The organism is Longimicrobium sp. (genome assembly GCF_035474595.1).
GTDB lineage: Bacteria > Gemmatimonadota > Gemmatimonadetes > Longimicrobiales > Longimicrobiaceae > Longimicrobium.
Window position 1 is genome coordinate 1 of the sequence record NZ_DATIND010000050.1, and the last position, 18,649, is coordinate 18,649.

15 protein-coding genes are annotated in these 18,649 nt (G+C 72.9%); 1 reads left to right on the forward strand and 14 read right to left on the reverse strand.

What is annotated here, in order from left to right; genetic code table 11:
• Positions 1-53: 53 nt before the first annotated feature.
• Entirely contained in the window at positions 54-3,545 is a 3,492-nt protein-coding gene (locus VLK66_RS09620; protein WP_325309186.1) for a BACON domain-containing protein, read from the reverse strand.
• Positions 3,546-3,745: 200 nt separating this feature from the next.
• On the opposite strand from VLK66_RS09620, the gene VLK66_RS09625 reads away from it, so the two are divergent.
• Positions 3,746-5,836, forward strand: a complete 2,091-nt coding sequence (locus tag VLK66_RS09625; protein WP_325309187.1) for an NBR1-Ig-like domain-containing protein — start codon at positions 3,746-3,748, stop codon at positions 5,834-5,836.
• Between the two features lie 90 nt (positions 5,837-5,926).
• On the opposite strand, the gene VLK66_RS09630 is transcribed toward VLK66_RS09625, so the two are convergent.
• The 13 genes from VLK66_RS09630 to lpxD all read right to left on the reverse strand — a co-directional run bounded on the left by VLK66_RS09630 (position 5,927) and on the right by lpxD (position 18,313).
• Positions 5,927-7,372, reverse strand: a complete 1,446-nt coding sequence (locus VLK66_RS09630) for a M56 family metallopeptidase (protein WP_325309188.1) — start codon at positions 7,370-7,372, stop codon at positions 5,927-5,929.
• Positions 7,369-7,755, reverse strand: coding sequence for a BlaI/MecI/CopY family transcriptional regulator (locus VLK66_RS09635; protein WP_325309189.1), 387 nt, complete (start codon positions 7,753-7,755; stop codon positions 7,369-7,371). Before VLK66_RS09635 ends, VLK66_RS09630 begins: the two co-directional genes overlap by 4 nt.
• A 119-nt stretch (positions 7,756-7,874) precedes the next feature.
• On the reverse strand, positions 7,875-8,405 hold the full coding sequence (locus VLK66_RS09640) for a GNAT family N-acetyltransferase (protein ID WP_325309190.1): 531 nt from the start codon (positions 8,403-8,405) through the stop codon (positions 7,875-7,877).
• A gap of 31 nt (positions 8,406-8,436) precedes the next feature.
• Positions 8,437-8,703 carry a DUF2277 domain-containing protein gene (locus VLK66_RS09645; protein ID WP_325309191.1) on the reverse strand — a complete coding sequence of 89 codons (267 nt, stop codon included), beginning with the start codon at positions 8,701-8,703 and terminating at the stop codon, positions 8,437-8,439.
• 56 nt (positions 8,704-8,759) lie between these two features.
• Positions 8,760-10,337, reverse strand: coding sequence for an L-aspartate oxidase (gene nadB / locus VLK66_RS09650; protein WP_325309192.1), 1,578 nt, complete (start codon positions 10,335-10,337; stop codon positions 8,760-8,762).
• 103 nt (positions 10,338-10,440) lie between these two features.
• Positions 10,441-11,463, reverse strand: a complete 1,023-nt coding sequence (gene lpxK / locus VLK66_RS09655; protein WP_325309193.1) for a tetraacyldisaccharide 4'-kinase — start codon at positions 11,461-11,463, stop codon at positions 10,441-10,443.
• Positions 11,464-11,827: 364 nt separating this feature from the next.
• Entirely contained in the window at positions 11,828-12,550 is a 723-nt protein-coding gene (locus VLK66_RS09660) for a lysophospholipid acyltransferase family protein (RefSeq protein ID WP_325309194.1), read from the reverse strand.
• A 253-nt stretch (positions 12,551-12,803) separates the two neighbouring features.
• A complete protein-coding gene (lpxB, locus tag VLK66_RS09665) occupies positions 12,804-13,952 on the reverse strand; it encodes a lipid-A-disaccharide synthase (RefSeq protein ID WP_325309195.1) in 1,149 nt (382 codons plus the stop codon).
• Positions 13,949-14,095, reverse strand: coding sequence for a hypothetical protein (locus VLK66_RS09670; protein ID WP_325309196.1), 147 nt, complete (start codon positions 14,093-14,095; stop codon positions 13,949-13,951). The genes lpxB and VLK66_RS09670 overlap by 4 nt, the downstream gene beginning before the upstream one ends.
• Positions 14,067-15,053 carry a Gfo/Idh/MocA family oxidoreductase gene (locus tag VLK66_RS09675; protein ID WP_325309197.1) on the reverse strand — a complete coding sequence of 329 codons (987 nt, stop codon included), beginning with the start codon at positions 15,051-15,053 and terminating at the stop codon, positions 14,067-14,069. The genes VLK66_RS09670 and VLK66_RS09675 overlap by 29 nt, the downstream gene beginning before the upstream one ends.
• A 76-nt stretch (positions 15,054-15,129) precedes the next feature.
• The gene (lpxA, locus tag VLK66_RS09680; RefSeq protein WP_325309198.1) at positions 15,130-15,927 is read right to left on the reverse strand and encodes an acyl-ACP--UDP-N-acetylglucosamine O-acyltransferase; all 798 of its coding nucleotides are present in this window, start codon (positions 15,925-15,927) and stop codon (positions 15,130-15,132) included.
• Between the two features lie 7 nt (positions 15,928-15,934).
• Positions 15,935-17,230 carry a bifunctional UDP-3-O-[3-hydroxymyristoyl] N-acetylglucosamine deacetylase/3-hydroxyacyl-ACP dehydratase gene (locus VLK66_RS09685; protein ID WP_325309199.1) on the reverse strand — a complete coding sequence of 432 codons (1,296 nt, stop codon included), beginning with the start codon at positions 17,228-17,230 and terminating at the stop codon, positions 15,935-15,937.
• A gap of 45 nt (positions 17,231-17,275) precedes the next feature.
• Positions 17,276-18,313, reverse strand: a complete 1,038-nt coding sequence (gene lpxD / locus VLK66_RS09690; protein ID WP_325309200.1) for a UDP-3-O-(3-hydroxymyristoyl)glucosamine N-acyltransferase — start codon at positions 18,311-18,313, stop codon at positions 17,276-17,278.
• Positions 18,314-18,649: the final 336 nt, after the last annotated feature.

An 18,649-nucleotide genomic window follows, 5' to 3' on the forward strand; every position in this document is an offset into this window, starting at 1 on the left:
GAGTGATCCCCGGCTTCTCCGCTTCTCCATTCGACCCTCCCTGGCCGATTCCCCTAACGGTGCGTGGCGATGAACACGTCCGGATCGATCTGGCCCTGCGGAGGTGTGGCCGTTCTCGACGACAGATAGCCCGGTCCCGGAGTGACGTTGTCGCCAACCCTGATCTCCAGGTGCAGGTGGTACGGGTACAGCCCGTTTCCGTTGCCGACCCGCGCGATCTGCTGCCCCTTGCTCACCGTCTGGCCCTTCGCCGGCGGGCCGGAGGTGTTCCAGTTCACGTGCGCGTACATGGAAGTGATGATTCCGAATGACGTAACGTGCCGCACGAAGATGATGTTGCCCCACCCCGACACGTTCGTGCGGACGTCGCTCACGGTCCCGTTCGCCACCGCGTACACGGGCAGGTTGGCGTCATCCGAGCCCGATCCCTTGTTCCAGTCCGCGCCGAGATGGTAGCCGTGCCCGTCATAGAGGTGCCGCAGGAACGGCTGTACGTCCCTCCACCCGTTGCTGCTGATCCAGAAGCACCCGTTCGAGTCGCCGGGCCAGTCGCCACATGCGCCATTGAAGCCGTTGGACGAGTTCGACGGGTCGACGGGCCAGGTGAACCCGCTGTCGCCGCACCCTCCGCCGGCCGTCACCGTCTGCGAGACCGTGTTGCTCGACTTCCCGGTCGCGTCGTCCACCACCCAGAGGGTGCTGGTGACCGCGGGCGTGGTGCAGACGGGCGTGAACGTCCAGGCGATGTTCCCCGAGCCATCGGCACTAAGGATCGGCGAGAGCGTGATGATGTTCCCGCTGGGGTCCTTCAGGTAGCGGGTCACCGTCCGGTTCGGGGTGTATCCGCCGCCCGTCACTGAAAACGTCTGGCCGGGCGCCTTCGAGCTGGACAGCGAACCATCGACGAGAAGCCTGGGTGCCGCGGCGGCGCTGACGAAGCTCCAGACGGGCGAGTATTGGCCCTGCGTGTAGGGAGATGTGCTGTTGTTCCAGCCCTGGACCCGCCAGTAGTAGGTCGTGCCCGCGGCCAGAGATGCCGTCGCGGTGTAGCTCGTGGACGTCGTGTTCACCGAGATGACGCATCCCGCACACGTCGCCGCGCCCGGATCCGTCGGGAGCGCCGACGCGCTGGTCGCGATCGTCACCCAGTAGTGGTTCGCGCCGGCGACGGGCGACCAGCTGAAGGTGGGCGTGGTGGAGACTCCCGTCGCCCCGTTCGCCGGCGAGCCGAGCGACGGCGCGGGGAGCAGCGTCGGTCCGGTGACGGTGAGATCGACGCCCACGCTCCGCGGGCTCCCGTCCGCCCCCGGCGCCGAGAAGTCGATGCTTCCCGGGTACGGGCCCGCCGCGAGCCCCGCCGTATTGGGCGAAAGCGTCACCTGCGCGCTCTGCCCGGCACCCAGCGTCCCGCTCGTTGGTGACAGCGAGAGCCACGCGATCGATTCGTCCGCCGACCAGGAGAGCGTCCCGCCGCCGGTGTTCGTCACCGTCACCGTCTGGCTCGCCGCGCTGGAGCCCTGCGCGGCGGAGAACGACACCGACGGCGGGGAGACGGAAAGGCTCGGCCCGGCCGCGATGGTGAGCGAGACCCCCACCGACTTCGGGCTTCCCGCCGCTCCCGGCGCGGAGACGTCGATCGTGGCGTTCCAGGTGCCGGCGCCCAGCCCCGTGGGGTCGATCGACACCGTCACCGGCGCGCTCGACCCGCCCGCCAGGCTCCCGCCCGCTGGCGACACCGTGGCCCACGACGCGTTCGACGACGCCGACCAGGCGAGCGAGCCGCCGCCGGTGTTGCTGACCGTGAACGACTGCGGCGGCGGCGGGGAGCCCTGCTGCGTGGCGAAGCCGAGCGACGCCGCGCTCACCCCCAGCGCCGGCCCGGCCGCCACGGTGAGCGAAACGGCCACCGTCTTCGGGCTCCCCGTGGCGCCCGGCGCGGAGATCGTGACGGCCCCGTTGTACGTTCCCGCCGCCAGCCCCGCCGAGCTCACCGAGAGCGTCACCGGCACGGCCCCGCCCCCGGCCAGCGTCCCGCTCCCCGGCGTGGCGGCGAGCCAGGCGGCGTTCGACGACGCCGTCCAGACCAGCGAGCCGCCGCCGGTGTTGGTGACGATCACGCTCTGCGTCGCCGGGTTCGATCCCTGCGCGGCCGAGAAGGAGAGCGAGGCGGGGTTGACGCTGACCGCCGGCGGCGCGGAGACCGCCAGCGTGACCGCAAGCGCCCGCGGGCTCCCGCCCGCCCCGGGCGCGGTGAGCGTCACCGTGGCGTGGTACGTCCCGGCGGCCAGCCCCGCGGTGCTCACCGACAGCGCGGCCTGCGCGCCGGCGTTCGAGGCCAGGCTCCCGCTCGCCGGGGTGACGGTGAGCCACGGCGCGTCGTCCGACGCGCTCCAGGCCAGCGTCCCGCCGCCGGTGTTGGTGATGGTGACGGGCTGCGCCGCGGGATTCGTCCCCGCCAGCGCCGCGAAGGAGAAGGTGGTGGCGCTCACCCCCAGCACCGGCGCCGAGCTCACCGTCAGCGTCACCGGGATGCTGCGCGGCGAGCCGGACGCGCCCGGCGCGGAGACGTCGATCGTCCCCGAATAGGTGCCCTGGGCCAGGCCCGCGGTGTTCACGGTCACCGTCACCTGCGCGCTCGCCCCCGCGCCCAGGCTTCCCGTCGGCGGGCTCACGGTGAGCCACGGAACCGCCTCCACCGCGCTCCACCCCAGCGTGCCGCCGCCGGTGTTGGAGAGGGTGACGGTCTGCGGCGCCGCGTTCGCGCCCACCTGCGCGAAGAACGCCAGCGGCGACGCGCTCACCGCCAGCGCCGGGCCGGGCGCCACGGTGAGCTGGACGGCCACGTGCTGGGGCGCGCCGGTGGCGCCCGGCGCGTTCAGGTCCACGGTGCCGCTGTACGTTCCCGCGGCCAGCCCGGCGGCGCTCACCGACACCGCGAGCGCCGCGCTGCTCCCGCCCGCCAGCGACCCGGTGGAGGGAGAGACGATCAGCCAGGACGAAGCCGACGACGCGCTCCAGGCAAGGCTGCCGCCGCCCGTGTTGCTGACGATCAGGCTCTGCGGCGGGGGCGCGGCGCCGGGCTGCACGGAGAAGGACAGCGAGGCCGTGCTGGCGGCGAGCGCCGGCGCCTGCGTCACGTCCAGCGTGATCGTCACCGCCTTCGCCCCACCTCCCCCGCCGGAAAGCTCCACCACCCCCGAGTACCGCCCCGGCGCCATCCCCGCCGTATTCACGGTGATGGCGACCGACGCGCTGGCGCCGGGCCCGAGCGTGCCGCCCGACGGGCTCAGGGTGAGCCAGGCCATGCTCTCCGCGGCGGACCAGCTCAGGGTGCCGCCGCCCGTGTTCGTCACCGCCAGCGTCTGGGTGGCCGACGCGGCGCCTTCCTGCGCGGCGAACGCGAGCGCGGTCGTCCCCACGCCCACCGCGGGGGTGGGGTCCGGGCCCACGGGGCCGGGGCCATTCGCGCCGCCTGCGTCGCATCCCCCCACGAAAAGGACGAGTCCGGCGGAAGCGAGTCGGAGGAGCGCGGTCGTGCGTCTCATGGCATCACCATCCTCGAGAAGAACCGGGTGGACGTGCGCTGCGGATGAAGGGCGGTGCGATGTGGAAAGAGGGAGACGCGCGGCGCGATCACGACTCGCTTCCGCCGGGAACAACTGGCGCATATCTTGGCCGAAGAAGTCTGAACGGGGCAGAGGAGAATCCCGAAATCCCCGTCGCCTTTCCTGAATGTGCTGAACCCATGGATTCAGATTTCCCCGGCGCGCCGGAAAGCCGCTACACCCTCCGCGTCTTCGGCACGCCTCGTCTCGTCGCCCCCGGCGGCGAGCCCGTCCGGCTCTCCGCGCGGGCGCTGGCGTACCTGGTCTACGTCCACCTGGCGCGCGACGGCGAGCGCACCAGCACCGCGATCGCCGCGAAACTCTGGGGATCGAAAAGCGCGCGCTCGCTGCAGGATTCCCTGCATCACGTTCGTCGCGAGATCCAGGTCGCGGCGCCGGGGCTGCTCGGCCGCTATCAGCGCGACCACCGCCTGGTGGGCCGGGTGGAGTGCGACGCCGACCGCATCGCCCTCGCCTCCCCCGCCGCCGGCGACCGGCTGGCGGCGCTGGAGGTGCTGGCGGACGGCTTCCTGCGCGGCTTCGAGGATCCCCCCGGCGCGCAGCGGTTCGCGCGCTGGGCGCAGGAGCAGCGGCAGGGATACGACGCGATGTTCCGCGAGCAGTGGGCGGAAGCGGCGGAGGCCGCCCCCGCCCCGGAGCGGCTGGTGGCGCTGGGGGAGACGGGCCTGCGGTTCGATGCGGCGTGGGTGGAGGCCGCCCGGCTGCTGGTGCGCGGGCTGGTGCGGATGGGGCGGATGGACGAGGCGGAGGAGCGCGCGCAGCGCTTCGTCTCCGCCGCGCCGCAGGCCCGGACGGTCCTGCGCGAGGAGCTGAACGCGGCGCATCCGCCATCACCGGCGAACGATGCGGCTGCCGCGGGAGACGGCGCGGGACGATCAGGCGATGTGCGCCCGGCGCCGATGCCGCCGGGCGCGGCGAATCCCCCGTCCTCGATCCGGCGCCGGCCGCGCTGGCGATGGGCGGCCGCCGCGGCGGTGCTGGCGCTGGCGCTCGTGGCGATGCGGGCGATCTCGCAGCGGGTCCTTCCCTCGGCGGCGTGCGGCGAGCGGGGATACGCGGCGCGGTCGGCGGGGCAGGATTACCAGCCGGGCACGGCGGTGCGCCCCGGCCAGCCGTTCACCAAGGGGTGGCGGCTGCGCAACGGCGGGGCGTGCGCGTGGTCGCCCGGCTTCTACCTGCGGATGGAGGGCGCGCGCCGCGACGGGATGCCGTGGGACGGGCACCTCAGCCGGTCACAGGCGCAGGTCCGCCTCGGCCACGGCCTGGCGCCCGGCGCGGACTGGCAGGCGGTGGTTCCGATGCAGGCGCCGATCGCACCCGGATCGTACGAGGAGTTCTGGTCGCTGCGCCGCGCCGATGGGAGCCTGGTGGAAACCGACGGCGCGGCCACCTTCGCGGCCTCCGTCGTGGTGCTTCCCGCCCGCGTGGCGGAGTGCCGGCCGGGCGAAGCGCGCAGCGGGTACGTGGCCGTGACGGTGGACGCCGGCCGCACCTTCTCGCCGGGCGACACGGTGGAGCTGGGGATGTCGCTGCGGAACCGGGGCGACTGCGCCTGGCCGGCGGGGTCACGGCTCTCGCTCCGGCTCCCCGCGGGCTTCACCGTGGTCGACTCCTCCCACACCCGCGCGGGCGAGCCCGTGCCCCCGCGGCACATCTTCACCTACACGCAGCGCGTGGTCCTGCCGGCGGCGCCCGGGCGGTACGTCGTCCCCACCACCCTCGCGGGGCGCGGCGGAGAGCGCATCGCAGCGGACTCGCCGGGCGTGCGGGCGATCCGCGTAAGCGTGGGCAGGCGGGACGATTACGGGAAGTACCGCGTGTGCCGCCCCGGCGAGCTGGGCCCGCGCTTCGTTTCCGAGACGATCCAGGACAACGCCGTCGTGCCCGTGGGCGGCGCGTTCGAGAAGCGCTGGACGCTCACCAACGCCAGCCCGGGGCTGTGCGCCTGGGCGCCCGGCGTCACGCTGAACCGCGCCGGCGGCGACTCGCTCAGCGCGGGCGGGCGCATCCGCCTGGACCGCGTGGTGCTCCCCGGCGAGGTCGTCACCTTCTCGGTGCCGATGCGGGCGCCCCGGAGCGCCGGCGTCTACCGCGAGGACTGGGATTTCCGCGACTGGACCGGACGCACGATGAACATCAGCCAGACGGCGACCATCTGGGCCCTGATCGTCGCGCAGGCGGAGACGGAACGGCAGAGGAAAACGAACTGAAAGAGATGGGGATCAAGTAGAGAAGCAGAGGAGCGGAGACGAATTCTCCGTTTCTCTGCTTCTCCGCGTGCCACCAGCCGGTTGGCGGAGTCAGTACGGCAAGCTGCACGCGGCCAGCCGCGCGTTCTTCTCCGCCTCCGCGCCGTGCGCGAACGCCTGCCGCAAGCACGCGCTCTCCGCCGCCATGTGCCGCTCGGCCTCGGCGCGCGTGGGCGGCGGCCCCACGACCAGGCGTGCCTCGCGCTCCACGCCGCCGCGGCGGATGCGCACGGTATACGCGGTGCCGGGTGTCCTGTCCGGGAGTAGATACGGCTCGCGCGCGTCCCGCCCGTTCGCCGAGACAATCACGTCACCCACGCGCAGCCCGGCCCGCTCCGCGGGCGAGCCCGGCGCGACCAAGCTCACCGTGGGCAGCACGGTGGGCGGAGGCGAGTCGCGGGTGCGCGGCTCGCTGCCGTACCGCCATCCGAGCCCGACGATACCCTCGCCCTGCACCGGCCCGGCCACCACCAGCGTCATGCCGTCCGGAAGCGGGTCGCTGCGCATCAGCTGGCCGCCGACCGTCCCCAGCTCCGGCGCGCGCGGCGGAGCGGCGGGCTCCGGCGCGCCCCGTGACGCCGCGCCGCACGCCGCGGCCGCGAGCACGAGCGAGATGCCGGCGAGCGGGAGCGCCCGCGCGGCACGATGGCGGGGAGGGTGCGCGGTCATGGCGATGATCCTCCGTTCGAGGTGAGACGCCGTGCCGCCCCAGGCCAGGGCGGGCGCGGGAAGGGAGACCGGATGGCCGGCGGTGCGCAGCAGCACCCGTCCGTATTCGCGGTGACCAGCGCCGCCGGCCAGCACGCGCGCGTCGCAGTCCGTCTCCACCGCCAGCCGCAGCCTGCGGTGCTGCCACCAGAGCGCGGCGCTCCACGGCATCGCCGCGACGGCCACGGCGCCGAGCGCCAGCAGCCACGGATCGCCCGCGCGGACGTGCTCGCGCTCGTGCGCCACGATCAGCCGCAGCTCGCCCGCCGGTGCCTCCATCGCCCAGCGCGGCAGCACGATGCGGGGACGCAGCACCCCGATCACCAGCGGTCCCGCGCGCTCGGCCAGCAGCACCGGCGCGCCGTCGACGGTGCCCGGGACGAGCGTGCCGCACGCCGCGCGCAGCCGCCGCTGGCTCCAGCCCAGCGCGCCCGCGGTCGCCAGCGACGCCGCCGGCCAGAGCGCGGCGAAAAGCAGCGGGGGGATGGATCTCGATGGCAGGGCGATGCCGTCCCCGGGTGCGGCGGCCGGCGGCGGTCCCGCGTCCGGCGACGGCGCCCGTGCGGCACGAGGATGGGGTGGCGCGCCGATGCGCGGGAAGCGGAGGCGCGGAAGGACGCCCGGCGCCGCGAGTGCGAGGGCGGGAAGGAGCAGCGAGCCCGCGAGCGCCGCGGCCCAGATCCACCGCCGTGGCAACCGGAACCACGCCGCCACGCGCTCCGCCGCCAGCGCGGCGACGCCGAGAAGCGCGCCCGTCGCCAGCGCGCCGAGCATCCACGCGATCGTCATGCGTCCTCCTCTCCCGCCAGGCGGCGGTCCAGCAGCTCCCGCATCCGCTGCAGCTCCTCGGGCGGCAGGTCGCGCTCGCTGACCAGCTGCGCCAGGAGCATCGACGCCGAGCCGTGGAACACCTTCTCCACCAGCCGGTTGAGCGCGCTCCCGCCCGCCGTCTCCTGCCGAACCACGGGAAGGTAGCGGTAGGCACGCCCCTCCTTTTCGTGGCGGACGTGCCCCTTCTCCTCCAGCGTCTGCAGCGCCCAGAGCACGGTGGTGTACGCCAGCCGGTCCGCCAGCGCCTTCCGCACCTCCGCCACGGTACCCGAGCCGCGCTGCCAGAGGATGCTCATCACGTCCAGCTCGCGGTCGGTCAGCCGGGTGTCGTCGGGTGGCATCGCTCCTCCGCTCCTCTCCGCTACGGGTTCTCCCGTAGCATAAACACACGCCTCGCCGCTGTCAACGGGTCTACCCGTAGATCGATCAGTGGAGGCCGGTGCCGTCGTTTCCCGCGCCGCTATCCGGCGTTGCGCGGCGCGCGACGGCTCCAGCGGTCCAGCATGGCGATCACCGGCGAGCGGGTGAGCAGGTCCCGCCCTGCCGTGGCGATCCACGAAGCCTCGTTCTCCGGGTTCGGCTCCAGCGTGAAGCCGATCTTCCGGTACATTCTCACCGCGGCCGTGTTCGCCTTCTGCACGCCGGTCTCCAATCGCGCGAAATCCTCGTCCGCGACCCGGCGCCGGAGCTCGTCCAGCAGCCGGAGCATGAGCCGGCCGCCGCGGTGCCGCGGCTCGATCTGGATGGAGCCGATGTAGAGGTTCGCCGGATCTCGCCAGCTGCGCTGGAATCCGAGGTAGCCGGCGACCGACTCGCCGTCGAACGCGACGATCAGCGTCGATTCGCCAAGTCCCCTTCGCCGCTTCTCCTCCGGGAAGTCGATGCCGGCTGCGTCGAACACCTCCCGCATGTTCGCGCGGTCGAGGTCGAGGATCCGCTCGGCCAGGCCGGATTCGATCGCCTCCCGGCCGGTCAGCGTACGGATCTCCATCTCTCGACTCCTGCTCCGTCCGAAGGGCAGTCTATGCGAACCGCTTCGCCGACCGCTCCTTCGCCTTCCGCATCTCCTCCTCACGGTCGCGCGGCTCCGACCGGATCTCCAGCGAGTCGATCAGGCGCCGGGCGGCGGCGGTGACCTCCTCCACCGCCTGGTTGAACGCGGCCTCGTTGGCCTTCGAGGGATGCGTCATCCCGCTCAGCTTCCGCACGAACTGCAGCGCGGAGGCGTGGACCTCGTCATCCGTCGCCGGCGGCTCGAAGTTGGCGAGCGTCTTGATGTTGCGGCACATGGGGACACGGGTTGAAATGGGTGCGGTTGGCGAGCACTTCAGCTAACGCAATCTATCTACCTCACCACGATCGTGTCCCGCAGCCAGTGCTCGTTGTCGCGGTAGGCGTAGTCGGTGCTGTACTGGAGGCCGCGCGACTCCTTCCTCCGCAGCGCGCAGCGGACCACCAGGTGCGCGCACTGCACCACGTTGCGCAGTTCCACCAGCTCGGGCGTGGGGCGGCTCGCGGCCCACCATCCGCCCACGCGCTCGGCGATGGCGCGGAGGCGCGCGTCCGCCTCGGCCAGGCGCTCGTCCGAGCGCACGATCCCCACGTACTCCCACATCAGCCCGCGGATCTCCTCGCGCGCGGCGCCGATGCGCTCCGCATCCGCATCTCCGTCCCCCGATGCGGTTTGTGGCAGCGGCGCGGGCTCCAGCATCCGTGTGGCGGCCAGCTGCGGGCCGATGCGCTCGGCGGCGCGGTGCGCGAAGACGATGGCCTCGAGCAGCGAGTTCGACGCGAGACGGTTGGCGCCGTGCACGCCGGTGCACGCCGTCTCGCCCGCCACGTACAGCCCGGGGACGGAGGTGCGCCCGTCCGTGTCCGTCAGCACGCCGCCGCACAGGTAGTGCGCGGCGGGGACCACCGGCAGCGGCTCGCGCAGCATGTCGATCCCCCGCTCCGCCGTTTCGCGCAGGATGTTGGGAAAGCGCTCGCGGATCTCGGCCGGGGCGATGGCCGAGCAGTCCAGCAGCACGTGCGGCGTGCCGGTGCGCTTCATCTCGGCATCGATCGCGCGCGCCACCACGTCGCGCGGAGCCAGCGAGGCCAGCGGGTGATACGCGTCCATGAACGCCGTGCCGTCCAGCCGCCGCAGCACCGCGCCCTCGCCGCGCACCGCCTCGCTGATCAAAAAGGTCTTCTCGCGCGCGGGATACAGCGCGGTGGGGTGGAACTGGATGAACTCCATGTTGGCGATCCTGGCACCCGCGCGGTACGCCATCGCCACCCCGTCGCCCGTGGCGATGGACGGGTTGGTGGTGTGGCGGTAGATCTGGCCGCAGCCGCCGGTGGCCAGCATCACCGCCTTGGCCAGGATCGGCACCGCCGCGCCCGTCTCGGCGTCCAGCACGCGCACGCCGCAGCAGCGCTCGCCCAGCGTGCCGGGGTCGGTCGCGGTGAGGAGGTCGACCGCCGCGGTGTTCTCGTAGATGGAGATGTTCCCGGCCGATGCGACCGCGGCCAGCAGCCCGCGCTCGATCTCGCGCCCGGTGAGGTCGGCCGCGCGCACGATGCGGCGCCGCGAGTGCCCGCCCTCGCGCCCCAGCGAGAGCCCGCCCCCGGCGGCCTCGCTGAAGTGCACGCCCAGCTCGATGAGCTCGCGCACCCGCGCCGGCCCCTCGCGCACCAGCACGTCCACCGCGTCGGGGTGGCAGAGGCCGGCGCCCGCGACCAGCGTGTCCTCGCGGTGCAGCGCCGGCGAGTCGTCCGCCCCGAACGCCGCGGCGATCCCGCCCTGCGCCCAGTTGGTGGACGACTCCGGCCGGCTCTTCTTGGTGACGAGCGCCACGGTGCCGTACCGCGACGCCTTCAGCGCGAAGAACAGCCCCGCGATCCCGCTTCCCACCACCACCACGTCGGCGCGATTCATCTGTGCCCGGATCGATGGATGCCGCGAATTGCGGATCGATGGATGCCGCGAAAATGCGAGTGAACTCGCGGCTACAACTGCACGCAGTCCGCCTTCGCGGACTTCACTTCGGCTTCGCCTCCAGCGCGCGGCGCAGCGCCTCGTCCAACACGTCGCCGCCCGATTCGATGCGCACCGCCTGTTCCAGCACCCACACCGCGGCCGGCGGCGAGATCAGCGCGCGCAGCTTCACCGCGTCCTTACGGGTGATGACGATCGGGCGCCCCATCGCCCGCGACACGATGCGCAGCGCGTCCGCCGCGGAGAACGGATGGTGATCGGGATACGCATCCTCCTCCACCTTCGCCCCCACCCCGCGCAGCGCGTCGAAGAACGGCCCCGGCATCGCCAGCGCGGCGACGGCGAGCACGTCCATCCCGGCGAGCGAGGAGAGCGGGCGCACCTCGCCACCGTGCAGCGGCGCCAGCCGGTCCGCCGCGAGGTGGCAGATGGCGATCGGTTTTCCCGGCGCGGCGAGCGCCACCTCCGCGGCGACCTCGCCGGCGCGCGCGGCGGGGGCGGACTTGCGGGTGAGCACGACCACGTCCGCGCGCGCGAGCGCCGTCACGTCCTCGCGCCAGGGGCCGCGGGGGATGAGGCGCGGCGCGCGCTCCCACGTCTCCACCGCGACGAGCACGACGTCGAGGTCGCGCGCCAGCCGCCGATGCTGGAACGCGTCGTCCAGCACCACCACATCGCACCCGGCCGCCACCAGCTCGCGCGCCGCCTCCACCCGCCGCGCCGCCGTCGCGACGCGGACGCCGGGGTTCAGCTCGCGGTGCAGGATCACCTCGTCGCCGCCGTACCCGCGCAGCGCGATCCCCGGCGTGCGCCCCCACTCGCGCAGCCGCGCGACGAGCCACGCCGAGAACGGCGTCTTCCCCGCCCCGCCCACCCCGATGTTTCCGACGCTGATCACCGGGACGGGCACGGATTCGACGCCGATCCCCCGGTCGAATCGCCGATTCCGGGCGCGCACGATGCCGCGGAATGCCCACTCCGCCGGCAGCAGCGCCGCGTCGAGCACCGCGGCCGCCGCGCCGCCCTCCCCCGCCCACCAGCGCGTGACGAAGCTGCGGAGGCTCATCGAGGGCCTCGCGGGAGAAGCATCGGGGCGCGTCCGCAGCCTCGCGGAGCCCTCCCCCCGCGGCTCAGGCCGCGTACCCCCTCCCGATAACGAGAGGGGGTAACTTCGATTGCGGCGCGCGGGGTGTGAAGCGCGCGGAGGCTGTGGTGTGGCGCGGGGCCCCATCCAGCGCTCACGCGGTCCGACGGCATGGAAGCGCGGAGTGCGGTAGAGAAACAGCCAGGCGGGCAGAATGGAGCCATCCCGCGCAGACCGCATCCAGCTACCTCTCCCGGTACGGGAGAGGTGGACGGCCTAAGCCGGCCGGAGAGGGCGCGAGGCCGCGGAGTCGCTCCACCGCCTCTTCTCGGCGCGCCGAGCATCCTCACCCCCACGGCCGGTCCACGCGCGCCATCAACCCGCCCAGGCGCCGCTCCACGTCGTCCATGATCGTCTGGATCTGGTCTTCCGTCGCGCGGCGGGGAACGAACACGGGTTCGCCGTAGGAGATGCGGAGGCGGGCGAAGGGCCGGGGGATGAGGAAGCGGTCCCATCCCCCGAAGTACCACGCGCGATCAGCGCCGCTGACCACGGGGATGATGGGCGCGCCGGTGCGCTGGGCGATGAGCACGGGGCCGGGCTTCATCTTCTCGCGCGGGCCCTTGGGTCCGTCGGGGGTGATGGCGAGCGAGCGGCCGGCGCGCACGTGCTGGATCAGCTCGCGCAGTGCCTCCAGCCCGCCGCGCGTGGTGGAGCCGCGCACCGCCGTGAACCCCCACCTGCGCACCACGCGCGTGATGTACTCGCCGTCGCGGTGCTGGCTGACCAGCGTCACCACGCCGTTGTGCCGGTGGAAGTGCGTGCACGGCAGCAGCCGCCCGTGCCACAGCGTGAAGATCACCGGCTTCCCGGCGCGCCAGAACTGGTCGTAGTTCTCCACGCCCTCGCGCTCGTACCGGCAGGTGCCCATCAGCGCGTTCAGCGCCGCGCCGCCCATCCCCGCCACGAACCGCTCGTGCGCCCGCAACTGCGTCGACTGCTCGGACGGACGGACCTTCGACACCCGGGAGCCGGGGGATGCGGGCTGAGGAGCCGAGTCGGGCGTCATCGCGTCTCCCGGCCTCGCGGGGCCCTCTCCCTGGCTCGTTCCTCGGCTGTCCCTCCCCCAAAACAGCCTGGGGGAGGGACGGAATCAGCGCGCCCAGCCAGCACCTGCGCACGAATCACCCTCTGAGTGGCAGGATGCCGGAACTCCGCGGCAATGTCCGCCAGCAGTCCGCGAAGGCGGACTTTGTGCTGTTGTTGCCGCGAATTCATTCGCCTGGCAGAGCTGGTGAAGCCGGTTATGCCGGAGTGCGCTCTCATCGCTTCCCCCGCGCCAGCAGCTCCCCCGCGATCTCCGCCACGCGCGCGGATGCCCCCGCCCCGCCCAGCTTCCCACGGATCAGGCGCAATCCCTCCACCATCTCCAGCCGCTGGTCCGAAGTCTCGTCCAGCAGCGGCAGCAGCGCGTCCGCCAGCGCCTGCGGGGTGGCGGCGTCCTGCACGAACTCGGGGGCCACGCGCCGCTCCGCGATCAGGTTCGCCAGCGCGATGTGCGGCACCTTCACCACGCGCCTGGCCAGCGCGTAGCTCATCGGCGCCATGCGGTAGACCACCACCATCGGCGTCGCGGCGATGCCGGCCTCCAGCGTGGTCGTCCCGCTCTTCACCAGCGCGGCGGTCGCGTACTGCAGCAGCATCCCCCCCGTGCCCTCCACCCGCGGCCAGCGCGCGCCCTCGTACACCGCGCGGTCGATCCCCCGCGGCACCGCGATCGCCGGCTGCACGCTGGAATCTCGGGCGACGACCAGCTCCGCGGCGGCGGAGAACAGCTCCAGGTGCCGCCGCACCTCCTGCGCGCGCGAGCCGGGGAAGAGGCCCAGGATCGGGCGCGCGGGGTCCAGCCCGTTCGCCCGCGCCCACGCGTCGCGCGAAAGCTCGGGCGCGGCGCGGTCGAGAAGGGGGTGGCCCACGAACTTCGCGTTCACCCCCGCCTGCCGCAGGAACGCCTCCTCGAACGGGAGGACGACCGCCACCTCGTCCGCATCGCGCGCCAGGTCGCGCACCCGCCCCTTGTGCCACGCCCACACCTGCGGCGCGATGTAGTACAGCACGGGAATCCCGCGGCCGCGCGCATGCTTCGCCAGCCGCAGGTTGAAACCGGGATAGTCGATGGGGATGACCAGGTCCACGCCCTCGGAGTCGATCGTCGCGTGGACGCGCTTCGTCAGATCGCGGAAGAAGGGGAGATGGCGGATGACCTCCACGAAGCCCATCACCGCCAGCTGGTCCAGCCCGGCGAGCAGCTCCACCCCCTCCGCCCGCATCCGCGCGCCGCCCAGGCCGATGAGCCGCGCGTCGGGAAAGCGCTGCCGGAGCGCACGGGCCAGGGCGGCGCCGTGCAGGTCGCCGCTCTCCTCGCCCGCGGAGATGAAGATCACGGGCGAGCGCGAAGCGGGCGCGCTCACCGCCCCGCCTGAGACGCGCGCAGGAGCCAGTAGATCGCGCCCAGGATGACGATCAGGAACAGCACCAGGCGGATGGGCGAGGGCGGCTTCGGGGTCGTGCCCCAGCGCCCCGCCTTACGCTGCTCCGGCCACGGCGACAGCATGGTCCTCGATCTTCTCCATGATGCGGAGCGCCACGGCCAGCGCGTCGCGCCCGTCGCGGCCGCTCACCACCAGCGGGCCCTCGCCGCGTACGGCGGCGATCCACGCCTGCAGCTCGCTGGTCAGCGCGTCGGTGCCGTCGCCCTTCAGCTCGATCCGCTCCACGATGTTCATCAGCGACAGGAGGTTCACGTCGCCCTCGGGCATCGTCGCGCCCTTCTTCAGCCGCAGGAACTCGCCCGTCCCCTTCGCCAGGTCCAGCGAGATGTACCCCGAGCGCTGGAAGAAGCGGATCTTCCGCATCCGCTCCATCGACACGCGGCTGGCGGTGATGTTGGCCACCGCGCCGCCCTCGAACACCAGCCGCGCGTTGGCGATGTCCACGTTCCCCGTCAGCACCCCCACCCCCACGGCATCGACGGACTCCACCGGCCGGCGGACCAGCCCCAGCAGCAGGTCGATGTCGTGGATCATCAGGTCGAGGACCACGGCCACGTCCGTCCCCCGCGGCCCGAACGGCGCCAGCCGGTGCGACTCGGCGAAGCGCGGATCCTCCAGGTACTGGTCCACCGCCCGCAGCGCACCGTTGAAGCGTTCCACGTGCCCGGTGGCGACGACGAGGTTCCGCTCCGCCGCGCGGGCCACGATCGCGTCCGCTTCCGCCACCGACGCGGCGATCGGCTTCTCGATCAGCAGGTGCACCCCGGCGTCCAGCGCCGCCAGCGCCACCTCCGCGTGGTTCGTGGTGGGCACGGCGATCACCGCCGCGTCCACCGCCTCCAGCAGCGCCTCGCGCGTGGGGAACGCGTGCACCCCCAGCTCCGCGGAGACGGCCGAAGCGCGCGCCGCGTCGGAGTCGAAGATCCCCACCATCTCCGCCCCCGTGATCCCGCGCAGGATCCGGGCGTGGTGGAACCCCAGCGACCCCGCCCCGATCACCCCCGCGCGAACGGCGCTCACGCGGCACCTCGCTCATCGCCCGGCGAGGACGCCGCAGTCCCTCTGTCCCCTGTCCCCTGTCCCCTGTCCCCTGCGCTCACACCTGCACCCCGCGCTTGGAGTTCTCGAAGAACGAGAGGAACACCTCCACCTCGGGGATCTCGCGCAGCTCCTCGCGGGCGCGCGCCAGGGCCTGGGCAACGTTGTGGTTCGACGCGAAGAAGATGCGGTACGCGCGCTTCAGCTCGCGCCGCACCTCCTCGGGAATCCCCCTGCGCTGCAGGCCCACGGAGTTCAAGCCGTACAGCTCCATCGGGCTCCCCGCCGCCTTCACGTACGGGGGAACGTCCTTGGCCACGCGCGTGGCCCCGCCCACGAACGCGTGCGCGCCGATGCGCACGAACTGGTGGATCGGCGTCAGCCCCCCCACGATGGCCCAGTCGCCGATGGTCACGTGCCCGGCCATGTTCACGGCGTTGGACAGGATCACGTGGTTCCCCAGCTGGCAGTCGTGCGCCACGTGGGTGTACGCCATCAGCATGCAGTCGCTGCCCACCGAGGTCAGCCCGCTGGCCGCCGTCCCCCGGTTCAGCGTGGCGTACTCGCGGATCACCGTGCGGTCGCCCACGGTGAGCAGCGTGGGCTCGCCCATGTACTTCAGGTCTTGGGGATCGGTGCCCAGCACCACGCCCTGGCTGATGGTGCACTCCTCGCCCACGCGGGTGTCGCGCTCGATCAGCACGTGGCTGGCGATGCGCGTGCGCGCGCCGACCCGCACGTTGGGGCCGATGATGGAGTACGCGCCCACCACCACGCCCGGCGCCAGGTCGGCCGACGGGTCGATCAGCGCGGTGGGATGGATGTCGGACGTCGCGTCCGTGGAAGGAATCGTCATCGCCACCTCAGCGGTCCACCACGCGGGCCATCATCTCCGCCTCGGCCACCACCTGCCCGTCCACCCGCCCCACGCCCTTCATCCGGCAGTTCGATCCGCGGATCTGCAGGATCTCCACCTCGAAGCGGATCTGGTCGCCGGGGATCACCGGCCGGCGCCACTTCACGTTGTCGAGCGACATGAAGTAGATCACCTTCTCGTCCAGGTTCTCCATCTGCTCCAGCACCAGCAGCCCGCCCACCTGCGCCATCGCCTCGATGATCAGCACCCCCGGCATCACCGGGCGGCCGGGAAAGTGGCCCACGAAGAACGGCTCGTTGATTGTCACGTTCTTCAGCCCCACGATGCGCCTGCGCTCCTCGAACTCGATGATGCGGTCCACCAGCAGGAACGGGTAGCGGTGCGGCAGATACTGGAAGATCTGCTCGATCCCCAGCATGGGCCGCGTGTTCTTCTTCCGCTCGGCGCGCTCCACCAGCTCCTTTGCCAGCGCCACGTTCCCCTTGTGCCCCGGCCGGTCGGCCACCACGTGCGCGTTCAGCCGCGCGCCGACCAGGGCCAGGTCGCCGACCACGTCCAGCGCCTTGTGGCGCACGAACTCGTCCGGAAAGCGCAGCTCCGTCCCCGCCACGATCCCGCCGTTGTCGCCCAGCACGATCGCGTTCTGCACCGTCCCCCCCTGCGCCAGCCCGCGCGAGTACAATTCCTCCACCTCGCGCTCGAAGCAGAAGGTGCGGGCCGGCGCCATCTCGCGCGTGAACGAGCCGTCGCCCACGCGGAACGAGGCGAACTGCCGGCCCACCGCGGGGTGGTCGAACTCGATCGTCGTCGACAGCCGGTACCCCTGCGACGGGGCGACGACGTACTCCGCCGTCCCCTTCGTCACCGAGAAGGTCTCCTCCACGGTGATGAACTTGGCCGGCGCGTCCTGCTCCTCCACCCCGGCCTCGGCCAGCAGCGCGTCGAAACCCTGGGCGCTGCCGTCCATCGCCGGCGGCTCGGGGCCCTCCAGGTCGATGATCAGGTTGTCGATCTGCCGCGCCACCACGGCCGCGAGCAGGTGCTCCACGGTGTGCACCTTGGCGTCGCCGGAGCCGAGGGTGGTCCCCCGGTCGGTGCTGCTCACGTTGGCCACCAGCGCGGCCACCTGCGGCGCGTCGGCAAGGTCGGTGCGGCGGAAGACCACGCCGGTGTTCACGGGCGCGGGGTGGATCCGCATCTTCACCGGCGCGCCGGTGTGCAGCCCCACCCCCTCCAGGCGCCCCTCGCGGGCGATGGTGTTCTGTCTGGGCGTCGTCGCCATCTATCTCGCAGTCCGTCGGAAAGAACGATCGGTGTTCACGAAACGTTACGAGCCCGCGGCGCCCTTACCCAGCACCGCGCGCTCGAGCTCCTTCACGCGCCGCATCAGCTCCGGCAGCTTGAACGTGGCCGCCTGCACCCGCAGCGCCTCGCGGTGCGGCCGCGCCGGGTAGCCGGAAACCGTCTCCCCCGGCGCCACGCTGGCCGTCACCCCCGCCTGCGCGCCGATCCGCGCCCCGGCGCCCACCTCGATGTGCCCCTGGAACCCGCTCTGCCCGCCGAGGACGGCCCCGTCGCCCACCTTCGTGGACCCGGAGATCCCCGCCTGCGAGACGATGACCACGCTCCGGCCAATGCGGCAGTTGTGCCCGATCTGCACCAGGTTGTCGATCTTGGTCCCCCGCCCCACCACCGTGTCGCCGATGGAGCCGCGGTCGATGGTGGTGTTGGCGCCGACCTCCACGTCCGCCTCGATCCGGCACCCGCCCACCTGCGGCACCTTCACCAGCCGGCCGCCCTCGGGCACGAAGCCGAAGCCGTCCGAGCCCAGCCGCGCGCCGCTGTGGATCACCGAGCGCTCGCCGACGGAGACGCCGTCGTACAGCGTCACGTGGGGATGGATCAGCGCGTCCGCGTCTACCCGGCACCCGCGCCCCACCACCACGTGGGCGGAGATGCGCGCCCGTGCGCCGATCACGCTTCCGTCGCCGATCACCGCGTACGCACCGACGGTCGCGGTGGGATCGATCTCCACCCCCTCGCCGACGACCGCGGTAGGGTGCACGCCGGGCGCGGGGCGTTCCTCGGGGTGGAGCGCGGCCAGGATGCGGGCCAGCGCGCGCCGCGGGTCGTCCACGCGGATCACGGTGCGCCCCTCCACCGGGGCGTCGGAGCCGCGCGCCACCAGCAGGGCACGGGCCTGCGACGCGGCAATGTACGGGAAGTAACGGGGCTCGGCAACGAACGACAGGTCGCCGGGACCGGCCTCGTCCAGCGGCTTCACGCCGCGCACGGTGAGCCCCGGATCGCCCTCCACCTCCCCGTCGGCAACCCGCGCCACCTCCGCGATCGTCAGCTCGGCCATCGTCTCCGAAGTTCAGTAGCGAAACTGCTTCAACCGCGGGGCTTCCCCGTGTTTGGCGCTCAGGTGCCCGTCCGCGGGCCTCGCGCCGCCCTCACCCCGCGCCGGAGGGCGCGACCCTCTCCCGTCCCGGGAGAGGGTGGCTGTCCAGCATCCGCGCGGGTCCTCGCTGGCGGAACGGCGGAAAGACCCAGCCGGGCGGGCAGAATGCCAATCCCTGTGCCGATGCCCGTCGAGCTACCTCTCCCGGTACGGGTGAGGTGGACGGCCTGGGCCGGCCGGTGAGGGCGCGACGCCGGACCCGCGCACCGCAGCCACCGGCGCCCCCCAGTCCCCCGT

Excerpts from the sequence above, each read along its gene's own strand:
- VLK66_RS09635 (WP_325309189.1), bottom strand. The coding sequence starts at position 7,755 with ATGCCACCCGACGACACCCGGCTGACCGACCGCGAGCTGGACGTGATG.
- VLK66_RS09625 (WP_325309187.1), top strand. The coding sequence starts at position 3,746 with ATGGATTCAGATTTCCCCGGCGCGCCGGAAAGCCGCTACACCCTCCGC.
- VLK66_RS09620 (WP_325309186.1), bottom strand. The coding sequence starts at position 3,545 with ATGAGACGCACGACCGCGCTCCTCCGACTCGCTTCCGCCGGACTCGTC.
- lpxA (WP_325309198.1), bottom strand. The coding sequence starts at position 15,927 with ATGACGATTCCTTCCACGGACGCGACGTCCGACATCCATCCCACCGCG.
- VLK66_RS09670 (WP_325309196.1), bottom strand. The coding sequence starts at position 14,095 with ATGCTGTCGCCGTGGCCGGAGCAGCGTAAGGCGGGGCGCTGGGGCACG.
- VLK66_RS09640 (WP_325309190.1), bottom strand. The coding sequence starts at position 8,405 with ATGGAGATCCGTACGCTGACCGGCCGGGAGGCGATCGAATCCGGCCTG.
- VLK66_RS09645 (WP_325309191.1), bottom strand. The coding sequence starts at position 8,703 with ATGTGCCGCAACATCAAGACGCTCGCCAACTTCGAGCCGCCGGCGACG.
- VLK66_RS09660 (WP_325309194.1), bottom strand. The coding sequence starts at position 12,550 with ATGACGCCCGACTCGGCTCCTCAGCCCGCATCCCCCGGCTCCCGGGTG.
- VLK66_RS09685 (WP_325309199.1), bottom strand. The coding sequence starts at position 17,230 with ATGGCGACGACGCCCAGACAGAACACCATCGCCCGCGAGGGGCGCCTG.
- lpxK (WP_325309193.1), bottom strand. The coding sequence starts at position 11,463 with ATGAGCCTCCGCAGCTTCGTCACGCGCTGGTGGGCGGGGGAGGGCGGC.
- VLK66_RS09630 (WP_325309188.1), bottom strand. The coding sequence starts at position 7,372 with ATGACGATCGCGTGGATGCTCGGCGCGCTGGCGACGGGCGCGCTTCTC.
- lpxD (WP_325309200.1), bottom strand. The coding sequence starts at position 18,313 with ATGGCCGAGCTGACGATCGCGGAGGTGGCGCGGGTTGCCGACGGGGAG.
- nadB (WP_325309192.1), bottom strand. The coding sequence starts at position 10,337 with ATGAATCGCGCCGACGTGGTGGTGGTGGGAAGCGGGATCGCGGGGCTG.